The sequence below is a fragment of the Parapedobacter pyrenivorans genome, assembly GCF_014636865.1.
In the GTDB taxonomy this organism is placed as follows: domain Bacteria; phylum Bacteroidota; class Bacteroidia; order Sphingobacteriales; family Sphingobacteriaceae; genus Parapedobacter; species Parapedobacter pyrenivorans.
Genome location: NZ_BMER01000001.1, coordinates 1,905,184 through 1,922,556 on the forward strand (window position 1 = coordinate 1,905,184; position 17,373 = coordinate 1,922,556).

A 17,373-nucleotide genomic window follows, 5' to 3' on the forward strand; every position below is an offset into this window, starting at 1 on the left:
TATATGCTATACGCCTACGTGTACTTTTTCTTCTTTATGCAGATTGTTCTTTTGGAGTATTTCCCGAGCCAGGTTGAGGTAGTTGATCGCTCCTTTGCTGTTCGCGTCGTGCATGATTACGGATATACCGAAGCTCGGGGCCTCACTGAGCCGGGTGTTACGCTGAATGATCGTATCGAAGACCAGCTCATGGAAATGTGTTCTTACTTCTTCGACCACTTGATTGGAAAGCCGAAGCCGTACATCATACATGGTCAATAGGATGCCTTCGATTTCCAACGCGGTATTAAGCCGATTTTGCACGATTTTAATGGTATTGAGGAGTTTGCCCAATCCTTCGAGTGCAAAATATTCACATTGTACCGGAATAATGACGGAGTCGGATGCCGATAGCGCGTTGATGGTGATAAGTCCCAATGAAGGTGAGCAATCGATAACAATGAAATCGTACTCGTCCTTCACCTGATCCAGTATGCCCCTCATTTTATATTCCCGTTCGTGCAGGTTGATCATTTCAATCTCGGCACCGACCAGGTCGATATGTGCTGGCAGCAGGTCGAGGTTTGGGGTATCGGTTCGCTGGATGGCCTCATGCGGATTGAGGTCGTTTATCAAGCATTCGTATACACTAGATTTAATGGTACGTGGATCAAATCCGATTCCAGACGTCGAATTGGCTTGTGGGTCAGCGTCGACCAACAGGGTCTTATATTCCAACACGGCCAAACTGGCAGCGAGGTTGATGGAGGTGGTTGTTTTGCCTACTCCTCCTTTTTGATTAGCTATTGCAATGATTTTACCCATGGGTGATGAAAATATCCTTTTATTCGTACATTTGGGCATTTCAGTGCATACTGAATGCGAGGGGCTAAGATACGCTTTTTAATTTAATCCATCATGATTACCATCATATCCGGTACAAACCGTCCATATAGTAATACGCTTAAACTTTCCAGTTATTATCAGCACAAGCTATTGGAGCGAGGGGTGGCCTCGCATATCCTTTCGCTTGCCGATTTATCAGCGGATTTTATATCGGCTGATATGTACAAAAGTCGCAGCGATGCTTTCCAGCCCTACCAAGATCGCATCATGGCCACGGAAAAATTTATTTTTGTCATCCCGGAATACAATGGAAGTTTCCCTGGGATACTGAAGACGTTTGTGGATGCCTGTAAATTCCCAGATAGTTTTTTTAATAAAAAGGCGGCATTGGTAGGCCTATCCAGTGGCAAGTACGGCAATGTGCGGGGGGTGGACCATTTCACGGGTGTTTGCCATTATGTACGCCTGCATGTACTGCCTTTGCGTATACATATTCCACACATCTTCCATGAACTTGATGCCGATGGCAATCTGTACAAAGAAGATACCCTGCGGTTTACCGGCGAGCAGATCGAAGAGTTTATCAGGTTTTAAGCGTACCCCGAAAACAGGGGTACGTTTTAATCCTTATTTCAACTCGTCGGCGCTGATTTCTCCGTTGATGACCACTGCCTTGGTTACGGCTTTCAGCGGCATGGGTACCATCTTGTTGACGATGGTAATGGTTTCGGGAAGTTTAATGCCGTCGTAGATATCATATTTTTCCACGGTTGTTTCCCCCGATAATTCGCTTTCCGTTTTTAGTTTAAGGCCCGATTCAACACTGAAATAATCAACCGATGTGTTGTCGCCCTGGATCACCTTTATTTTGTAGGCATTTTCTTCGTTTACCTTGGTGATGCCGTCCAATTCGAGCTTCGTATTGTTCGTCGCATAGTTGAGTTCAGGAAAAATAGCTAACAATGCCTGATAGGCTGTTGCTGCGTCGGCCGGTAACTCTTGGGATTGCCCCTGTGCCGTAACGGTTACGCGATCTTTTGTAATCAACACCTTCGATAATACTTGCGTACCTAATTTTGTGTTTTGCACCGCAATGCCCTTATTTTGGTCTACCAATTGTTCGATAGTGATGGTCATTCCTTGTATTTCCGCTTCGCTGACCGATTTCAGCGTTTTTACCGCGGCTAATTGTGCTCGTCCGCCGATGGCCGTTAGGTAACGATCCACAACGCTTTCGGCGGTGACATTGGCATCAGTAATCGCTACCTTTACTTCCGGATCGCCGGTGACGGTATAAAATTGTACATCACCGAAACGAGCCATTTGCTCGGCAAAGTCATCCGTTTTGCCTACGACGGTAATCTGTAGGTTATCACCGTGCACATACTTGGCGGCAATCGCATTGATTTGGTCCAACGTGATGGCATCCAGGTTTTTCAGGTAGTTTTTGTAGTAATCCTTTGGGAGCTGTTGCAATTCGGTATTGATGGCAAAATTAGCGATGGTTGATGGCTGCTCTAACGAACGACCGAAACTTCCGGCAAGCGAAGCTTTGGCCAAGTCGAGTTCGGTTTGCGTGATGGTTCGTTCACCCATTTTTTTCAGCTCGTGGATAAATTCCTGCGTGGCGCTGTCGGTCACGGCGTTGCGTACACTGGCACTGGTATTTAATGTAGCAACCAACTTACCGGGGTTGATATTGCCATAGGCGCCATAGGTATACCCTTTATCTTCGCGTAAATTTTGAAAGAGCCTTGATGATGCCCCGCCACCGAGGATTTCAGCGACGACCGAGACAGCAATGACATCGGGGTTATTGGGTTTCAGTTCAAAGGGATAACCTACGTTGATGACCGACTGTGCGCTTGAAGCGCGGTTTACGAGCACCACTTTATTGCCTTGCGGTGCTTGGGGAGCAGGCCATTGGTGCTTGGCAACTTCACCCTTTTGCCAACTTGCAAAGTATTGGTTTACCAAATCTTTCGCTTCGGAAACCGTAATGTCGCCTACGATGGCTAAGTACGCGATGTTCGGCTTGAAGTAGGTGTCATAATAGTTCCTTACGTCCTCGACCTGGACGTTTTCGACCGTTTTTTCAGTCTCGGTCTCGCCGTAGGGGTGGTCTTTGCCGTACATGGCTGCATTCCGAACGACATCGGCGATGCTGTTGGGATCTTCCTTGGCTGCAGCCAAGCCCGATATGGCCTGTTTTTTTAGTTTGTCAAGCTCCGCCTGTGGAAACGCCGGGTTGAACAATACATCAGCAAACAATTCGAGCAATTGGGCATTGTATTTTTTCAGGGAGGAGGCACTTGCCGAAGTGGAAGAGGCCCCGATACGCGCCCCTATTCGGTCGATTGCCTCGTCGAGCTCGTCTTTGCTGCGACTTGCGGTACCGCCCATAAGCATATCACCCACAAAAGAGGTAAGGCCCGCTTTGTCGCCTTCCAAAATCGGATCGCGGTCCAACACCAGTGAATAGGTGACCCGGGGTAGTTTATGGTTTTCAACGACGAACACCGTCAAGCCGTTAGGCAAGGTGAAGGTGGCGGGATCCCCGATATTGATCTGTGGTGCGGGTGCAGGTTCGGGGTATTTGGTGCGATCTATTTGTGCCAAGGCGACCGTGGTGCTGCACAAAATGGCTAAGAGGAATATGCTGGTTTTCTTCATTGCTTTCTTAATTAAGTATTCACAATCGGCTTATTGTTGAGCTTGGGCGGATTTGGGTAAATAGTACAGGACTACGCGTCCGTTTTTGCTGAGGTATTCCTGCGCCACGCGCTGGATGTCAGCCCGGGTCACCCGGTTGTATTTGTCCATTTCCCTATTTATCTCATCGGCATCACCGAAAAAGGTTTTCGCTTCGGCAAGGCTTTCGGCTATTCCGGCCACGGAAGCGTGTCGGCTCACCACTGCATTTTCGATTTGGGCTTGGAGCTTCTGGAAATCACGCTCCGAAATTCCATTAGCAATCACCTTTTCGAGTTGTTCATCTATCGCCTGCTCTAGGGTATCGGCCGGTATCCCCATATTGGCAATTCCATAGAGTAGGAACAAGCCACCATCTTCCAGGTCTAAAGGGAATGCTGCCACGGCAACGGCTTTCTGTTGCTTGTCTACCACTTCCTTAGTAAGCAGGGAGCTATTGCCGCCGGTAAGGTAGGTGGAGAGCATACTCAACGCGTGGCTATCTTCGTGTTTTTTGGGCGGAAGGTTATATGCCTGGATGACAGCTGGCAGCTGGATGTTGTCATACACGATGTCGCGTATTTCTTCGGTACGTTTTGGTTCCTTTGCCGTTGGGCGGTTAATGGTGCCGGCACCTACCGGTATTTCTGTGAAGTATGTTCTCACCCATTTTTCCGCCTGTTCATAATCGATATCTCCGGCAATGGACAGCACCGCATTGTTGGGTACATAGTACGTCTTATAGAACTGCATAAACTCATCCAGCGCAGCGGCATTCAGGTGATCGAGGGAGCCGATCACTGGCCAATGATATGGATGAACCTGATGCGTGCGTTTGAATGTTTCCTGTAGGATTGTTCCATAGGGCTGATTATCTATACGTTGCCGCATTTCTTCCTTCACCACGCTGCGCTGTGTTTCTACGCCAATGGTGTCGACTTTGGCATGCAGCATCCGTTCACTTTCCATGTATAGGGCCGTTTCGAGGTAATTGGACGGTACCACCTCATGGTAGTAGGTAATGTCATTTGACGTGTAAGCGTTTAGTGTACCGCCGATGGATTCGATCTTTTTCATGTATTCGCCGCGACCGATGTTTTCGGTGCCCTCGAAAAGCAGATGCTCGAAGAAGTGCGCAAATCCGGTTCGCTCCGGGTTTTCGTTTTTGGAACCCACATGGTACATCACTGATACCGCCACGATAGGTGTGCTATTATCGCGATGCATCAGTACGGTGAGGCCATTTTCAAGCTTGAATTCCTTGAATTCAATACGGTTTTGGGCAATTGCAATAGTATTCGCGCAAAATATTGCGCCCAAAAATGCGGAAATGGTTAGGGATTTATTCATTGTGCTGTGATATGGTTAACAGTCTGTAAACGTTGATAAAACGTAATGCAAGTTTACCATTCTTAGATGAAAAAAGGGCGCTTATGTTACAAATTTTGCATAACTGTAAGCTTTGTGGTTGTTTTTCAGGATGTTGCTGGTGGGCTTGTGAGCGATTATTGTTCCACCAGTATCAAGCCGTGGTTTTTTCCACGTCGTTGGGTGTAAATGAGTATGCGCTTTAATTCTTTTGGCTCCACATCGTTTAGTCGGAGTGACGATGGGATACGTTGCTCGTTGAGCAGTTGCAGAGCGATGGCTAGTGCCGATGCGACAACGGTATCGTATTCGCCCAAGAGATGCTTAAAGCCCAGTTGCAGCGTTGCCGGAAATAAGGAATGGCCTAAATTGCGGTAAATGCCGTCATAGCGCGAGTCGCCGTTGAAACCCATAAATACCGCATCGATCGCGTCTGCGTCCAAACCGTTCTTTTGAAGAAATCGGCTCAGAAGAACCACGGTGTCATCGGTTTCAAGGCTGGTCTCTACGGCCGTCACTTTTCCATATGTTCGTGCTCCGGGTTGGCCCGATACAACAAAGAACGTAGCGCCTTCGGCAGCGATTTCGCCGGGAGTGGCGGCCCCTTCGAGTGGTGTCGGGATTGTGGGAACCTCGCGCTTCAGGTAACCGGCAATGTCCCAAAATTGGGTGGTCCGCTCGCCAGCCTCATCTACTCCCCCCAATAGCATGGTGTCGTTGGGGTGTTCGGTTAAATATACCATTCCATCAAGCAGTGCGGATTCAAATGAATTAGCATTGTTGACATAAGTCATGTTGTAGCCCTTGCATTTGAGGACGAGTGCGATGGCTGCTGCAGCCATGTTGTGGGTAGACTGGATGAATGGCGTGGGGTTTAAGGATTGCCCTTCTTCGGCCAATAGGGCTTCCACAAAGCGCTCGGAATCCTTCAGGCAGCCCAATCCCGATCCCGTGATGATGGCGTCGACTGCCGTTCTATCTGCTTGCTGTAAGGCAAGCCGGGAGGCGAAGATCGCCATACGCATGCTTTTGTTCATGCGCCGGAGTTGCATCGCGGGGATGAGCGCCTTGTAATCGGGCTCATAAGCCGGCACAGGATTTTGTGCAAAAGAAAGGATCGAATCGAAGCAATAACCCGGTTCAAAGGTGGGCTGGATGGAAATGCTGCCGCTGCCGTGGACGTAAATGGGCTTAATCATGGGCGTTTGAGAATAGCAGGGTACTGCAATTACCGCCAAAGCCGAACGAGTTGGACAGCACATGGTCAATCTTTTTCGGCAATAACTGGGTTTGCGGCACGATACCCAACGTTGTGATGGGTTGCGAAAAGTTCAGGTTGGGAAAAACCACTTGGTGCTGCAATGCCAATATGGAAATGACGGCCTCAATGGCTCCAGCCGCTGCCAAGGTGTGCCCCGTAAAAGCTTTGGTGGAGCTGAACGCCGGCACCGCCTCCACGGAGCCGTAGATGCGTAGTAATGCCTGGCCTTCCGCCAGATCATTATTGGGTGTGGCTGTTCCATGTGCATTGATGTAATCAACATCAGCGGCGTCCAGGTTTGCCACTTTCAATGCCTGTTTCATCGCCAGGTAAGCGCCTTCGCCGTCATCTGACGAGGCGGTTTGATGGAAGGCATCATTGGCATTTCCATAGCCAGTCAGGTAAGCGATCGGCGTCTGGGTTCGCTGTTTAACCAACTCAGGCGACTCCAATACCAGATAGGCTGCCGCTTCCCCCAGATTCAATCCGTTGCGGTGCTCATCAAACGGGCGGCAATAGCTGTCGGTATAAATCATCAGTGCGTTGAAGCCGTTGATCGTGAATTTGGACAGGCAGTCCGTACCACCCACGATGGCCCGATCCAACAGCCCAGCCTTGATCATCCGTGCTCCCAGCATAATGGCATTCGCCGCCGATGAACAAGCCGTACTGATGGTGGTCACAAATTCCGTTACCCCAATGTGGCGGGCCAATTGTTCGGTTGAATATCCACTCGGGTGCGTAGGGATGAAATGCTGATGTGATTTGGATACCAGATAGTCCTCATAATAGGTCTCGGTTGCGTCCATACCACCCACCGTTGTAGCGGAGATTAATCCTGTTCGATACCCATCTGCCGGATCAATACCGGCGTTGACCAGGGCTTCTCTTACCGCCACTAGGGCGAGCAAAGTGCTTCGGGTATAGGCTTCATGGGCAGGGATTGCCAAACAGTCGTAGAGTGCCCCATTGTCCATACTGATTTCACCGACTAACAGGTTGCCACGATGGTGGGTTTGCACCTGCGTGATGGGTCCGATTCCAGGATTGGAACTCCGTAACGAGCTGTAATGGTTTGCCACATCGTTGCCGATGGCGGAGATGGCGCCCATTCCGGTAATGGCTATCGGGATAGGTTCCTTCATTTGCGACTTGCCTCGATGAAATCAGCCATGGTTTGGATGGTTTCAAAAACTTTCCGTCCTTCTTTAGGGTCAGCTAGCTTGATGCCATAGCTCTTGTCGAGCATCACGATGAGCTCCAGGGCATCGATGGAGTCCAAACCAAGCCCATCGCCAAAAAGGGGGGTGTCGTCTGCCAAGTCCTCTATGGCCAGGTCTTCCAGGTTCAGCTGGGTAATGATTTTAGCTTTCAGCTCTTGTGTCAATTCACTCATCTTCTTCGTTATATAGTCTTTTTAATTGCTCAACGTTGTGCAGCGGTCCTGTTGATATACCAACGTGATAGAGCAGCAAATCGCACGTTTCCGCTGTTATTTCCGTCCAACCGCAGAGGACGCTTCCTGCTTTTCCGTCCTCCAGCATCGAGGCCGTAAATGGAACGAGAAACTCCGGCAAATAGCTGTCAAAAATAAAGAAAACATTTTCGCTTTGCAATTGGTGGCGGATGCTGATTTCACCCATGGCGATATTGGGTAGGGTATACACGAATGTGGAGGGGCTGGCGACGGGGTTGATCGTGTCGAAAATGCCCGTCGCGTGCCGGCTATCGGAAAGATGGCTGGAAGAACGGTTGGAAAAGATGAGCGCCGTATCGCGTTGATAAGGTCCCGATTCAAGTGCCATCAGCTCTACGGCTATGAAAATTGCCTTGCAAAGGCCATCCATCTTGTGGAATTTGGGGTAGTCGATGTTCAGATGTCGATACGCGGATTTAAGGAAGTCACCTATTGGCACTGAAGGTACGAGGTTGAAGAATGGCTTTCCATTTATCTGGATAGCGCAACCACGGATGCGGCAATATGATTGGATATGATATTGATGCTTTTCCATTCGTCACACTTTCTGGAAAATGGTAGCGATGTTGCAACCACCGAAACCCGACGCGGTTTTCAGGAAAGAATTTAACGGTAGTTGCGTGCTTTTTGTAATCATATTCAGCCTTTGGCTAGTGCCTTGATGCATGAAACCGCGGGAGGGAATCAGTCGATTGTTTTTCAGGGAATGGATGCCAAGGATAGTTTCAAGCAAACCGCTGGCACCTAAGGTATGACCATAGTATGCTTTGAGGCTGTGTAAAGGGGTGGTGGACAAACCGCTTCGTTGTAAGGCTATGGCTTCCATCTCGTCATTGTAAGATGTAGCGGTACCGTGAGCCGAAATGAAGTCAAGTGCCGGCTCACCGGCCTCTTGCATTGCCTCCTGGATGCTTTGGTATAACCCTTCGCCCGTGCGTGACGGGCCGGAGATGTGGTTGGCATCGTTATGCGAACCTACGCCTGCTATCCAGACGGCATCGTTGGTCGGTATTTTGGAGAGGTACACCGCAGCGACAGCCTCGCCAAGATTCAGTCCCTTCCGGTCACGGTCAAACGGGCGGCAATGTCCATCGGCCAAGGCTTGGAATGCATGGAAGCCCGATACAATAAATTTCGAGAGTTCATCGCCACCGATTACGATAGCCCGCTTGTATCGGGTATCATATTGGAGCAGCCGCCGTGCCACGGATATTGCTAGGGAGCCCGATATGCAGGCATTTGAAAGGGGGATAATTTGGCTTTTGAATCCAAAATAGCGTTGGATTTCGTTGGTCATTGTTGAAATATGTACCCGTTCTTCCGCAAAAGTCCGTAGGGGGTTGTGCAACAACGACACATTACCTTTAGTGGTTGCAAGTACCACCAACGTGCGCTCGTCTAATGGAATCTCGTATTCGGCGATCAGCGATGCTAAGACAAGGATGAACAGCTTTTCAAGACGTGTGTAGCGGTGTTCATCCTTGATGTTGCCTACCCAATGCGCTTCGTCAATCCGAGCCGCATATATAGGCTGGTCGGCGAGCTGGAGATCGCTTATCTCCGTTACGGCCGTATGGCCGTCTACCACGTGTCTAAAATTCAGTTGGCTCCCTAAGCCGAGGGGAGTAATAGCCTCGTCGCCGACAATAAACACATCATCCTTCATAGCAATCCATGTTTTCCCTTCCACTCGGCAAAGAATGGGGGATTGGTCAGCATCAGGTCCCCGTTGGTGTCTGTAAAGACCTGAATGGTTTCACCCGTGGCCACCACTTGCTCCGCAGCATTGCGTATGGTATACCGGAAAATCATTTTGGCGGCCGGGTTGTTGATGAAAACTGTTTCGACATCGGCCCAGTCACCGTACCGAAGCGGTAATTTGTATTCGCAGCAGCATTTCACCACCGGTGCAAGGTATCCCTGGTCGCTGATGTGCCGGTAAGCGATGCCTAATGCCTCACCGAATGCTTCCCTTCCGTCTTCAAAGTACGTGATGTAATGCCCATGCCACACGATGCCAAGGGGATCGGTCTCATTGAACCGAACGCGGAAACGGGTGGTATAGCGGAGTGTTTGATCCATCAGGTTGTTCGGTTTCTTTTGTCATAGTAAATAGCGGCCAGCAGTGTAGTGGCAAAGAACGCCAGCAGATAGGCCAATGGCTGTGCGATATCGATAGCGGTGCCATTGCGCAGGATAACATCATAAAAGGCAGATATGCCCCAATTCATGGGAGAAAATGCCGATACCTTTTGCATCAATTCCGGCATGATGAACGTGGGTACCCAAACACCGCCAAGGGCGGCAAGTATAATGACGAAAATAGCACCGAACGGTGCGGACTGTTCCTGTGTTTCAGCAACGGTGCCGATAAGGATACCCAATCCGATCGCGGCGAGGCCCGATACGAAGGCGATCAGTACCATTAACGGGAGTTGGGTGCCGGGATCGAATTCAATAAGCCCAATGAGCGGGAAAATATACTTGGCGATCAGCAACATCAGCATAAACTGGATCAAGCAAATAACGGTATAGGTGATGATCTTACCTCCCAGGATGATGGCATACGATACCGGGCTGGTCCGTAATCGGATATACGTGCCGAGATTTTTTTCTTTTACTAAGTTGATGCCTAGGGGAACGACGATAAAGAAGATGCCAAACAAGATCCATGCCGGTACATTGTGCTGCACGGCGTTGGGTATAATGCCATCGTTTCCCTTTTGGGCAATCGTTTCTTTGAAGGTGATGATTTCGCCGTTCAATAGGCCGGGATCTTCATTCAATCCCATTTCATTGACGAATACCTCGTATATTTTCTGTACTTCTACCTTAGAGAGCATCCGCTCGATGTTGTTCTTTACGCTATTTCGAAACGTATGCCCGGCAGCTGGATCGAAGTAAATGTTGATTTCCTTTGCTTTCCATGTCTTTTCTTTCGGTTGTGCTGCACTATCTGGTTCCGTGACTGCAAATTCACCCAAGATATGATTGACATTGTGGTTTACTTTTTCATTCAGCTCGCTGCTGATGCCCTTTGGGATAACTAGTGCGATCTGATATTCGCCATCGCTGACCAGTTCCCGAGCTCGTTCCGCATCAATCGGTTGGCCGTCTACCTCGGTAACCAACTGCACGTGGGGCGCTTCCGCGAGGTTTTTGGCCACCAACTGGCCAATTTCGCCTGCATCTTGGTCTACCAATATAATGGGTAGTGTGGATTCACCCACGGCTTTGAAGGTGCTTTCCTGGATGAGCGTTATGGTAATGATCAAGACCGATGGCATGAAAAACAGGATGGCAAGCCCACCCCAGTCGCGGAGTAGGAGCAGGACTTCCTTGTAGGCCGATACGATGAGTTTACGCATAATCTCTAAGCTGGCTTCCCGTGTGGTGGATAAAGACATTTTCCAAAGTGGTGGCCCCCGCTACGGATGCGATGAGTTCTTCGGGTTTGCCCTCCACCACGATTTTTCCTTCATCAATGATAGCGATCCGGGTACAGAAATGCTGCGCTTCGTTTAGGTGATGCGAGCTATAGATGATGGTGGTACCCTGTGTATTGAGCTCATGGAGCAAGGTCATAATGACCTCCTTGGAGTGCACATCCACACCCACGGTGGGTTCATCGAGAAACAGCACATTGGGTTGATGTAATGTGCCGGCCAATAAGTTGACTCGCCGTTGCATCCCACCGGAGAATGTTTTAATGGGTTTTTTAGCGAAATCCGCCAGTCCGACGCGGTGTAACCCGTCTGCAATCCGACGATTCAGTTCCCGGGAAGAAAGTCCATACAGACTGCCGAAGTAGTATAGGTTTTCTTCTGCACTGAGGGTAGGGTAGAGCGCATATTCCTGCGGTACCACACCAATCTGCCGTTGCACTTTCCGACTGTGCTGTCGATAATTCAGGTTATCGAACCACAATTCACCCGATGTTGGTTTAATCATTCCGCACAACGTAGAAATCAAAGTAGTCTTACCGGCCCCATTTGGACCAAGTAAGCCGAAAATCTCGCCTTTCCCGATCGAAAGTGACAGGTCTTTCAATGCATACCGATCACTGCCCGTATAGCGTTTGGACAAATTGCGGATACGGATGATTTCCTCCATGGGGCGAAAATAAGGAAACTTGTTCAAATGAAGATGTTTGCCCTAAATTTCTTATACATGCCGAGGCAATGAGCACGTCATTGCCCGGTACGGTTTATCGGAGATGAATACTCCGTTTTGGTCAAATGTCATTTTTGAGCCTCATGAAAAATTGCTTTTCCCGCGTGGCGAGATCCAGCAATTGCTGGGCAAGCTGTTCATACACATCGTCTCCGGATTTACGGTTTTTGTAGATACGGGAAATGTTCAATGCAAAATCTCGCCAAGCGTCACCGATTGCGGTCATCTCTTCCGATCGCTGGGCGAGGGCCGGGTTACGGAGCAATGTACTGGCTTCTTGTAGAAAGGCTGCATAGATGAAGCGGAATCCACCGCCACCGGTACCGATCTCTTCCTGCATGCGTACGAGCTGGCCCAAATAATGGTTGGTTTTCTTTACGCCGATCGTCTTCGGCCATTTCCGGATATTTCGTGCAACCCATTTCATCGCATTTACACCGATGATGGGTACCGGCGCAAGCATGTCATTGCAGGTCTGCCGGATGCCTTTCTTTATTGCCCTTTCGAGATCATATACTTCCGGTAACCGTTCCAGATAATAGAGGTGTCCCTTGGGCGGCAATGCTCCTTTGGCAAAACGGACCCGCTGGAGCTCTTGTGTGCTGAGTTTGGTTGTGTAGTCCATCACCGGATCGCTAATGAGGTAGTCATCGGCCGCTTTGCCATATACGACTAGATTGTGGGCATTGAAATGGAATCGGTACTCGTCGGGAAAATAGGTGAGGTGATAGACACCTACCTGCAAGCCTACCGGGATGCCCTGATCGAGTTTTTCGTCCAGTACGGCCTTAGCCCGCTCTGGCGATGAAAAACGTTGGTGTCTCACTCGTATCCCCAATCTCTTGGCCAACTTTCTGAAAATCCTGCCAGGCATGGGGCGATAGCTGAATCCCGGCGCAAAATTAACTTTAAGGAATGGCAAGTACACAAAGAATAGGCCGCTGCCGATACCGAAGACCATCGGCTCGGATAAGGTCATGCCTTGGTGATGCAGTAAATTTGAAACTACCCCATTCTCGCAGTGGGCAGATTGGCGGTGTTCGAAAAGTATGCTCATGTATGCGTTAACGAATAGGTGATTTCAACTGTGCCATGGTGATTCCAAAAACATCAGCATACTTCTGAAGTGTTTTCGTGCTGAGTTTGTCGAAACGGCGTGGCTGGAAGTGCCGCTTGACAAACCAACGGTGCATACCCACATAGTTCGCGAGCAATGGTAAATCCATGCGGTTGAGCTCCATATAGTAAGCGATAGGGCTGAGTTCGCCAGCTAAGACGGCACTTTTGGTCATCGCTATCCGCTCGTCGATTAGTTTGAGTGATTCATTTAGTGCCAAGGTTTTCGCTTCCCAGCCGCTGCTGGGTACCGCGGTGTAACGACCGTTCTCGTCCACGGCATAGCAGAGCTCATGCACGTTTTTCTTAGCTAGGCTTCCTTTATCTTGGGGCACTTCGTTTTTATTCATGTTTACCTCACTGATCTTTGGTCTGCAATAGCATTTTCATGGTTGCTTCCAGCACCGTTTTTCCATCCACGAGTACGTGACCTTGAATGTTGCAAATTTTCAAAAAATCTGAGGTAAAAACAAGCTCGGTGTGTGTGCAGGTTAATAGCTGGTCACCTACGCTCGGGAGTGCCGATACTTCAAGGTTAAGAATCGTGCTGATGACACCAAGGTTATTCTTCTCTTTATCCCAGAGCACTTCATCCGGTTTGATGAAAAAATAATTGAGGAATACGAAGCTGGTTTGTGCGAGATTTTCAAGCATGCCCATCTCCGAAAGCAAACCCTGTTTAACGAAAATGCATTCGGGTTTTACCACAAAGGACGTTTCCGTTTTCAGGCCATCTACCTTCACTACATGGTCTACCATAACCATTGGCGGCCGATGGGGGATGAGTTCTTCGATGGCGGGGAAAGGCATGAGATTACTCGGTTTCTTTGGCAATGACGGTTCGCATTTCGCCTATGGCGATGATCTTTTCGCCGAGTTTGACTTCTCCGCGTACAGCAGTGACCCCAAATAATCGTTGCAAAATGGATATACGGGTATGGATTTGATCGCCGGTGCGGGGCAACTCGTATATTTCGAAGTTCTTGACCGACCCAATATACCCGACTGGAGGGCGCATGTTGCGCAACGCATAATCATAGCCTTGGTGCAGCGCAATGGTCTGGGCGAAATGTTCGATAACACCGGCTTCCGAGAGGAAGCCGCTTTCCTCTACCAAGACATGCTGTTCAGGAATATCAAAACCGGCGATGATACAGTCGGTTTCATACGTAATGAGTTTATCCACCAATACAAAGGGTGGTTGCTGGGGAATCAATTTCCCTATCGCTTCTTGCGATGAGATGAGCGTCATAGCATTAGGTTACTTCCAACAACGCGTAAACATAAGAAAATCTTCCGCTTTCGGGCACGGATAGTAATATTTTTTCCCCGATTTTGAGCTCGCGTGCGTTGAAAAGCTCTTCCAATTGGATATAACTGGATGCTGATCCCACGTTGCCGATCTTATGTAAGTTGATAAACCATTTCTCTTCAGGAATATCGATTCCGGCTTTTGTAAACGCTTCGAAAAGACGATCTTTGAAGAAATAGGAAGAGATGTGCGGGAGGAAATGGTCGATGTCGCCGGTAGCAAGCTGATGGCGTCGGAGTACTTCCTGGATACTCTGTACCCCCTTGGGAATGACGTATGACTCAAGCAGCTTAATATCTTGCTTAATGGCAAACATCGATTTCTCAAGCCATTGCTCCGGTAGTACGTCACTCCATGGGAGTAGTTTCCCATCCTTTTTTAGCGCCCCTGCATACATGCAAGGCTCCAGTTCGTGGGCGTAGGAAATGCCATCGACCCAATGGATGGCAAGCGAGGTGCGTTGCCGATTGGGCTTGTCACTAAGCAGCATGGCGCCCGCTCCATCGGATAACATCCAGCGTAGGAAATCCTTTTCGAATGCAATGATGGGATTTTGTTCTAAAGCAGCAAGCCGCTCGGATTCGGAGTTGAATTTGTCGGCTCGCAACCACGACGATACCCGTTCAGAACCCGTACACACTGCTTGTTTTGCGCTCCCGGTAGCTACGGCCATGTATGCGTATTTAAGGGCGTTCATGCCGGACGTGCAAATGCCCGAAGCGGAATTGAGTTCGATAGGTTTGTTTTGCCATAATCCATGCACCATACTGGCATGAGAAGGGAGCAATTGGTCGGGCGTGGAGGTGCCACACGATAGCATATCGATATCGGACCGATCGGCTCCTGATTGCGCCATCAGCCTATTGATAGCCTCGATGGTCAATTCGGCATTGTTGTGCGTAGGATGTCCATCCGCACCGATGGCGTAGTACCTGGAGGTAATCCGATTGTTGCGCAGTACGATAGCACGCGCCCTAGATGGCGAGCCATTGACCACGCCCAAAACCTCCTCCATACGGCTATTTGGGACAGGCTCGTTGGGCAGAAACTTCGCTATTGCATTGATATATACCGTTGGCATTACCGGGGTGTTTTGAAATTGACAGACTGATAGTACCGCTTCTCTTTCCGGATTAGGGAAAGGAACGGCAAATGTAGTATTAAAAATAGTAAACTGACGACTGGTGCGAGTACCCATATCGCGAAAAGCAGGTAATAATTGAAAGCTTTCAGCCACGGACGACGTGCGGCCTCGCCTGGCAATCCCTTGCTACGGATAAGTTGGGACCACTTTGCGAATAGGGTATTGGCCCTTTTATCCGTGAATACAAGCAGGGGTTTCACTAATACCGCGCCCAGCCCAACCAGCGATGTTTGCAGGGTCGAATAGTCGTTGTTTTTTAAATGGGTGGCGATCGGTTCACCAAATCTACGCGATTCAGAGATGTCTTTCTCCGATACCCCCGGTTTCGGGAATAGTCCAAGATAGGAATCCTTGCGTCCCGTCATCATCCAGTGCACGATGGTAATGACGCTGACGTGATTGAGGTGCCGGTCTACCAATACCACATTCCCTACGTGGTTGGCACCGATTCCATGAAGCAAGCTTTTTACTTTCTCCTGTGCCATCACCCACATGTTACGACAGTTGATCACCGTAATGACCGGTGTGTCATTCAAAAGCCGCTTAGCTTCTTTGGTGTTCAGAAAAGAATTAAATGGAATGGAGGGGGAGAGGTACCAAACTTGGTAGCCAAGGATGACGAGGTCATAGTTCGTATGGAGTATTTGGTCATCGATTGGCTGTAAAGGGCACGGAATCTGAAGGAAGGACTCGGGGAACGCATCAAAGAAGCTGTGGCCATCCCATGGAAAGGGGTAATTGGATACAGGTTGGATCCGATGGTATGTCAGCTCCACCTGTGGGTCGGCTTCCAATGGAAATAGGATTTGATCCAAGATTTCCTTTTGTTGCCCGGTTTGGGTGTAATAAACGACTAAAACGCGTTTCATCAGGCTTTCCAAAAATCGTAATAATTAAACCATTGCCGAGGATATTTCGTTAGCATATGTTCCATACTCTGTGTATAAGCGTGGAGCAGCGACTGCGCGTCGCGATGCTTGAAGTCAGCTATACGGGCGTAGAGGTGGTAGTGCCGACGGCGTTCACGCATGACATATACGAATAGCACCGGCGTGCTTAGCCTGGAACTAATCAGGAAAGGACCTGCAGGAAAACGGGCGGATTGCCCAATAAAATTGGCCATCATCGTTTTGCTTCCTTCAACAAAACGGTCACCTGTGAAACAGATCATCCCTTTTTCGTTGATGACTTGATTGATTTCAAATACGTGCGACAAGTCGTCCCTAACTACGATAAAGCTCGTCTTGGGCTTGGCCATGATATTGGCGAGGTACGATTTAATGGCGCGCTGTTCCTCATCGGTGGTTACCAAATGAATCTGCTTGTCGAATTCGCCCATAAAATACTGAGATACCTCAAAATTACCGACATGGGCACTGATGAGGATGCCGGCACTGTTATCCTTGGCTAATTGGCGGATATGGTCAATCCCATCGAATTCGTACGTGTATTTATGCTCCAGACCGGCGGTGATTGCGATCTTATCGATAATCGTTTGCCCGAAAACAAAGTAATTCCGATAGGTATCGATGACGCTGCCGAGTATGCCGTTCTTTCGGCGGTTACGGAAATATCGGTATATCGCTACAGTTTGATGCGGTGAAAACAGGAAATAATATAAGGAGACGAAGACCAGCAGCGAGTACGCAACATTTATTCCTGCATGCTTAATCAGGAAAATAAAAATTTTGTATCCGGAAACGGTTCCCCTTGATTTTCCTTCCCATTCAGCCATTGGACGTGATTAGGCGACGGCATGCAGCTTACTGCCAATTAAGTCGTAAAGGTTGTCAAATGTGTTGACGTTGGTAAAATCTTTGCTTTCCAGCTTTATGCCAAAATTTGATTCGATAATGACCACCAGATCCACATAATCCAAACTATCTAAATCCAGCGACTCCTTCAAATCCGCATCAGGCTGAATAATTTCAGACTCCACCTCAAATTCTTCGATCAAAAACTTATTGGTAATATCAATAATCTCTTCCCTGCTCATGGCTGCTGCG

General features: G+C 48.9%; 20 protein-coding genes. 1 reads left to right on the forward strand and 19 read right to left on the reverse strand.

The window, feature by feature from the left end; translation table 11 throughout:
* Window positions 1-6: 6 nt before the first annotated feature.
* Window positions 7-804 carry a ParA family protein gene (locus IEV98_RS07480; protein WP_188505246.1) on the reverse strand — a complete coding sequence of 266 codons (798 nt, stop codon included), beginning with the start codon at window positions 802-804 and terminating at the stop codon, window positions 7-9.
* Between the two features lie 93 nt (window positions 805-897).
* Here IEV98_RS07480 and IEV98_RS07485 point away from each other — a divergent pair, with 93 nt between their 5' ends.
* Window positions 898-1,419: an NADPH-dependent FMN reductase gene (locus IEV98_RS07485; RefSeq protein ID WP_188505247.1), complete on the forward strand. Its 522-nt coding sequence runs from the start codon at window positions 898-900 to the stop codon at window positions 1,417-1,419.
* Between the two features lie 33 nt (window positions 1,420-1,452).
* Here the strand turns inward: IEV98_RS07485 and IEV98_RS07490 are convergent, their stop codons facing one another.
* From IEV98_RS07490 to IEV98_RS07575, 18 genes are all read right to left on the reverse strand, one after another.
* Window positions 1,453-3,498, reverse strand: a complete 2,046-nt coding sequence (locus IEV98_RS07490) for a M16 family metallopeptidase (RefSeq protein ID WP_188505248.1) — start codon at window positions 3,496-3,498, stop codon at window positions 1,453-1,455.
* A gap of 30 nt (window positions 3,499-3,528) precedes the next feature.
* Window positions 3,529-4,866 (reverse strand): M16 family metallopeptidase, encoded by a 1,338-nt coding sequence (locus IEV98_RS07495; RefSeq protein WP_188505249.1) that lies wholly within the window; start codon window positions 4,864-4,866, stop codon window positions 3,529-3,531.
* A gap of 155 nt (window positions 4,867-5,021) precedes the next feature.
* A complete protein-coding gene (locus IEV98_RS07500; protein ID WP_188505250.1) occupies window positions 5,022-6,083 on the reverse strand; it encodes a beta-ketoacyl synthase chain length factor in 1,062 nt (353 codons plus the stop codon).
* Entirely contained in the window at window positions 6,076-7,290 is a 1,215-nt protein-coding gene (locus tag IEV98_RS07505) for a beta-ketoacyl-[acyl-carrier-protein] synthase family protein (RefSeq protein WP_188505251.1), read from the reverse strand. Before IEV98_RS07505 ends, IEV98_RS07500 begins: the two co-directional genes overlap by 8 nt.
* Window positions 7,287-7,541 (reverse strand): phosphopantetheine-binding protein, encoded by a 255-nt coding sequence (locus IEV98_RS07510; RefSeq protein ID WP_188505252.1) that lies wholly within the window; start codon window positions 7,539-7,541, stop codon window positions 7,287-7,289. The genes IEV98_RS07505 and IEV98_RS07510 overlap by 4 nt, the downstream gene beginning before the upstream one ends.
* Window positions 7,534-8,157, reverse strand: coding sequence for a 3-oxoacyl-ACP synthase (locus IEV98_RS07515; protein ID WP_188505253.1), 624 nt, complete (start codon window positions 8,155-8,157; stop codon window positions 7,534-7,536). Before IEV98_RS07515 ends, IEV98_RS07510 begins: the two co-directional genes overlap by 8 nt.
* A 3-nt stretch (window positions 8,158-8,160) precedes the next feature.
* Window positions 8,161-9,288 carry a beta-ketoacyl-[acyl-carrier-protein] synthase family protein gene (locus tag IEV98_RS07520; protein WP_188505254.1) on the reverse strand — a complete coding sequence of 376 codons (1,128 nt, stop codon included), beginning with the start codon at window positions 9,286-9,288 and terminating at the stop codon, window positions 8,161-8,163.
* Window positions 9,285-9,704: an acyl-CoA thioesterase gene (locus IEV98_RS07525; protein ID WP_188505255.1), complete on the reverse strand. Its 420-nt coding sequence runs from the start codon at window positions 9,702-9,704 to the stop codon at window positions 9,285-9,287. The genes IEV98_RS07520 and IEV98_RS07525 overlap by 4 nt, the downstream gene beginning before the upstream one ends.
* Complete coding sequence (locus tag IEV98_RS07530) at window positions 9,704-10,990, reverse strand: ABC transporter permease (RefSeq protein WP_188505256.1); 1,287 nt, start codon at window positions 10,988-10,990, stop codon at window positions 9,704-9,706. The genes IEV98_RS07525 and IEV98_RS07530 overlap by 1 nt, the downstream gene beginning before the upstream one ends.
* Window positions 10,983-11,735, reverse strand: coding sequence for an ABC transporter ATP-binding protein (locus tag IEV98_RS07535; RefSeq protein ID WP_188505257.1), 753 nt, complete (start codon window positions 11,733-11,735; stop codon window positions 10,983-10,985). Before IEV98_RS07535 ends, IEV98_RS07530 begins: the two co-directional genes overlap by 8 nt.
* A gap of 121 nt (window positions 11,736-11,856) precedes the next feature.
* A complete protein-coding gene (darH, locus tag IEV98_RS07540) occupies window positions 11,857-12,852 on the reverse strand; it encodes a BtrH-related acyltransferase DarH (RefSeq protein ID WP_188505258.1) in 996 nt (331 codons plus the stop codon).
* 7 nt (window positions 12,853-12,859) lie between these two features.
* Window positions 12,860-13,261 carry a flexirubin biosynthesis protein DarG gene (gene DarG / locus IEV98_RS07545; protein WP_188505259.1) on the reverse strand — a complete coding sequence of 134 codons (402 nt, stop codon included), beginning with the start codon at window positions 13,259-13,261 and terminating at the stop codon, window positions 12,860-12,862.
* A gap of 7 nt (window positions 13,262-13,268) precedes the next feature.
* The gene (locus tag IEV98_RS07550) at window positions 13,269-13,745 is read right to left on the reverse strand and encodes an ApeP family dehydratase (protein ID WP_188505260.1); all 477 of its coding nucleotides are present in this window, start codon (window positions 13,743-13,745) and stop codon (window positions 13,269-13,271) included.
* Window positions 13,726-14,163 carry a hotdog family protein gene (locus tag IEV98_RS07555; protein ID WP_188505261.1) on the reverse strand — a complete coding sequence of 146 codons (438 nt, stop codon included), beginning with the start codon at window positions 14,161-14,163 and terminating at the stop codon, window positions 13,726-13,728. Before IEV98_RS07555 ends, IEV98_RS07550 begins: the two co-directional genes overlap by 20 nt.
* A 4-nt stretch (window positions 14,164-14,167) precedes the next feature.
* The gene (gene darB / locus IEV98_RS07560; RefSeq protein WP_188505262.1) at window positions 14,168-15,304 is read right to left on the reverse strand and encodes a dialkylresorcinol biosynthesis protein DarB; all 1,137 of its coding nucleotides are present in this window, start codon (window positions 15,302-15,304) and stop codon (window positions 14,168-14,170) included.
* Window positions 15,304-16,236: a dialkylrecorsinol condensing enzyme DarA gene (locus IEV98_RS07565; RefSeq protein ID WP_188505263.1), complete on the reverse strand. Its 933-nt coding sequence runs from the start codon at window positions 16,234-16,236 to the stop codon at window positions 15,304-15,306. The genes darB and IEV98_RS07565 overlap by 1 nt, the downstream gene beginning before the upstream one ends.
* Window positions 16,236-17,102 (reverse strand): lysophospholipid acyltransferase family protein, encoded by an 867-nt coding sequence (locus tag IEV98_RS07570; RefSeq protein ID WP_188505264.1) that lies wholly within the window; start codon window positions 17,100-17,102, stop codon window positions 16,236-16,238. Before IEV98_RS07570 ends, IEV98_RS07565 begins: the two co-directional genes overlap by 1 nt.
* A 9-nt stretch (window positions 17,103-17,111) precedes the next feature.
* Window positions 17,112-17,363, reverse strand: a complete 252-nt coding sequence (locus IEV98_RS07575) for a phosphopantetheine-binding protein (protein ID WP_188505265.1) — start codon at window positions 17,361-17,363, stop codon at window positions 17,112-17,114.
* Window positions 17,364-17,373: the final 10 nt, after the last annotated feature.

What these genes read in the sequence shown, in the direction of transcription:
- darB (WP_188505262.1), bottom strand. Translation starts at nt 15,304, where the DNA reads ATGCCAACGGTATATATCAATGCAATAGCGAAGTTTCTGCCCAACGAG.
- IEV98_RS07485 (WP_188505247.1), top strand. Translation starts at nt 898, where the DNA reads ATGATTACCATCATATCCGGTACAAACCGTCCATATAGTAATACGCTT.
- IEV98_RS07530 (WP_188505256.1), bottom strand. Translation starts at nt 10,990, where the DNA reads ATGCGTAAACTCATCGTATCGGCCTACAAGGAAGTCCTGCTCCTACTC.
- IEV98_RS07510 (WP_188505252.1), bottom strand. Translation starts at nt 7,541, where the DNA reads ATGAGTGAATTGACACAAGAGCTGAAAGCTAAAATCATTACCCAGCTG.
- IEV98_RS07525 (WP_188505255.1), bottom strand. Translation starts at nt 9,704, where the DNA reads ATGGATCAAACACTCCGCTATACCACCCGTTTCCGCGTTCGGTTCAAT.
- IEV98_RS07570 (WP_188505264.1), bottom strand. Translation starts at nt 17,102, where the DNA reads ATGGCTGAATGGGAAGGAAAATCAAGGGGAACCGTTTCCGGATACAAA.
- IEV98_RS07495 (WP_188505249.1), bottom strand. Translation starts at nt 4,866, where the DNA reads ATGAATAAATCCCTAACCATTTCCGCATTTTTGGGCGCAATATTTTGC.
- IEV98_RS07575 (WP_188505265.1), bottom strand. Translation starts at nt 17,363, where the DNA reads ATGAGCAGGGAAGAGATTATTGATATTACCAATAAGTTTTTGATCGAA.
- DarG (WP_188505259.1), bottom strand. Translation starts at nt 13,261, where the DNA reads ATGAATAAAAACGAAGTGCCCCAAGATAAAGGAAGCCTAGCTAAGAAA.
- IEV98_RS07515 (WP_188505253.1), bottom strand. Translation starts at nt 8,157, where the DNA reads ATGGAAAAGCATCAATATCATATCCAATCATATTGCCGCATCCGTGGT.
- IEV98_RS07535 (WP_188505257.1), bottom strand. Translation starts at nt 11,735, where the DNA reads ATGGAGGAAATCATCCGTATCCGCAATTTGTCCAAACGCTATACGGGC.
- IEV98_RS07555 (WP_188505261.1), bottom strand. Translation starts at nt 14,163, where the DNA reads ATGACGCTCATCTCATCGCAAGAAGCGATAGGGAAATTGATTCCCCAG.
- IEV98_RS07490 (WP_188505248.1), bottom strand. Translation starts at nt 3,498, where the DNA reads ATGAAGAAAACCAGCATATTCCTCTTAGCCATTTTGTGCAGCACCACG.
- IEV98_RS07565 (WP_188505263.1), bottom strand. Translation starts at nt 16,236, where the DNA reads ATGAAACGCGTTTTAGTCGTTTATTACACCCAAACCGGGCAACAAAAG.
- IEV98_RS07480 (WP_188505246.1), bottom strand. Translation starts at nt 804, where the DNA reads ATGGGTAAAATCATTGCAATAGCTAATCAAAAAGGAGGAGTAGGCAAA.
- IEV98_RS07520 (WP_188505254.1), bottom strand. Translation starts at nt 9,288, where the DNA reads ATGAAGGATGATGTGTTTATTGTCGGCGACGAGGCTATTACTCCCCTC.
- IEV98_RS07505 (WP_188505251.1), bottom strand. Translation starts at nt 7,290, where the DNA reads ATGAAGGAACCTATCCCGATAGCCATTACCGGAATGGGCGCCATCTCC.
- IEV98_RS07500 (WP_188505250.1), bottom strand. Translation starts at nt 6,083, where the DNA reads ATGATTAAGCCCATTTACGTCCACGGCAGCGGCAGCATTTCCATCCAG.
- darH (WP_188505258.1), bottom strand. Translation starts at nt 12,852, where the DNA reads ATGAGCATACTTTTCGAACACCGCCAATCTGCCCACTGCGAGAATGGG.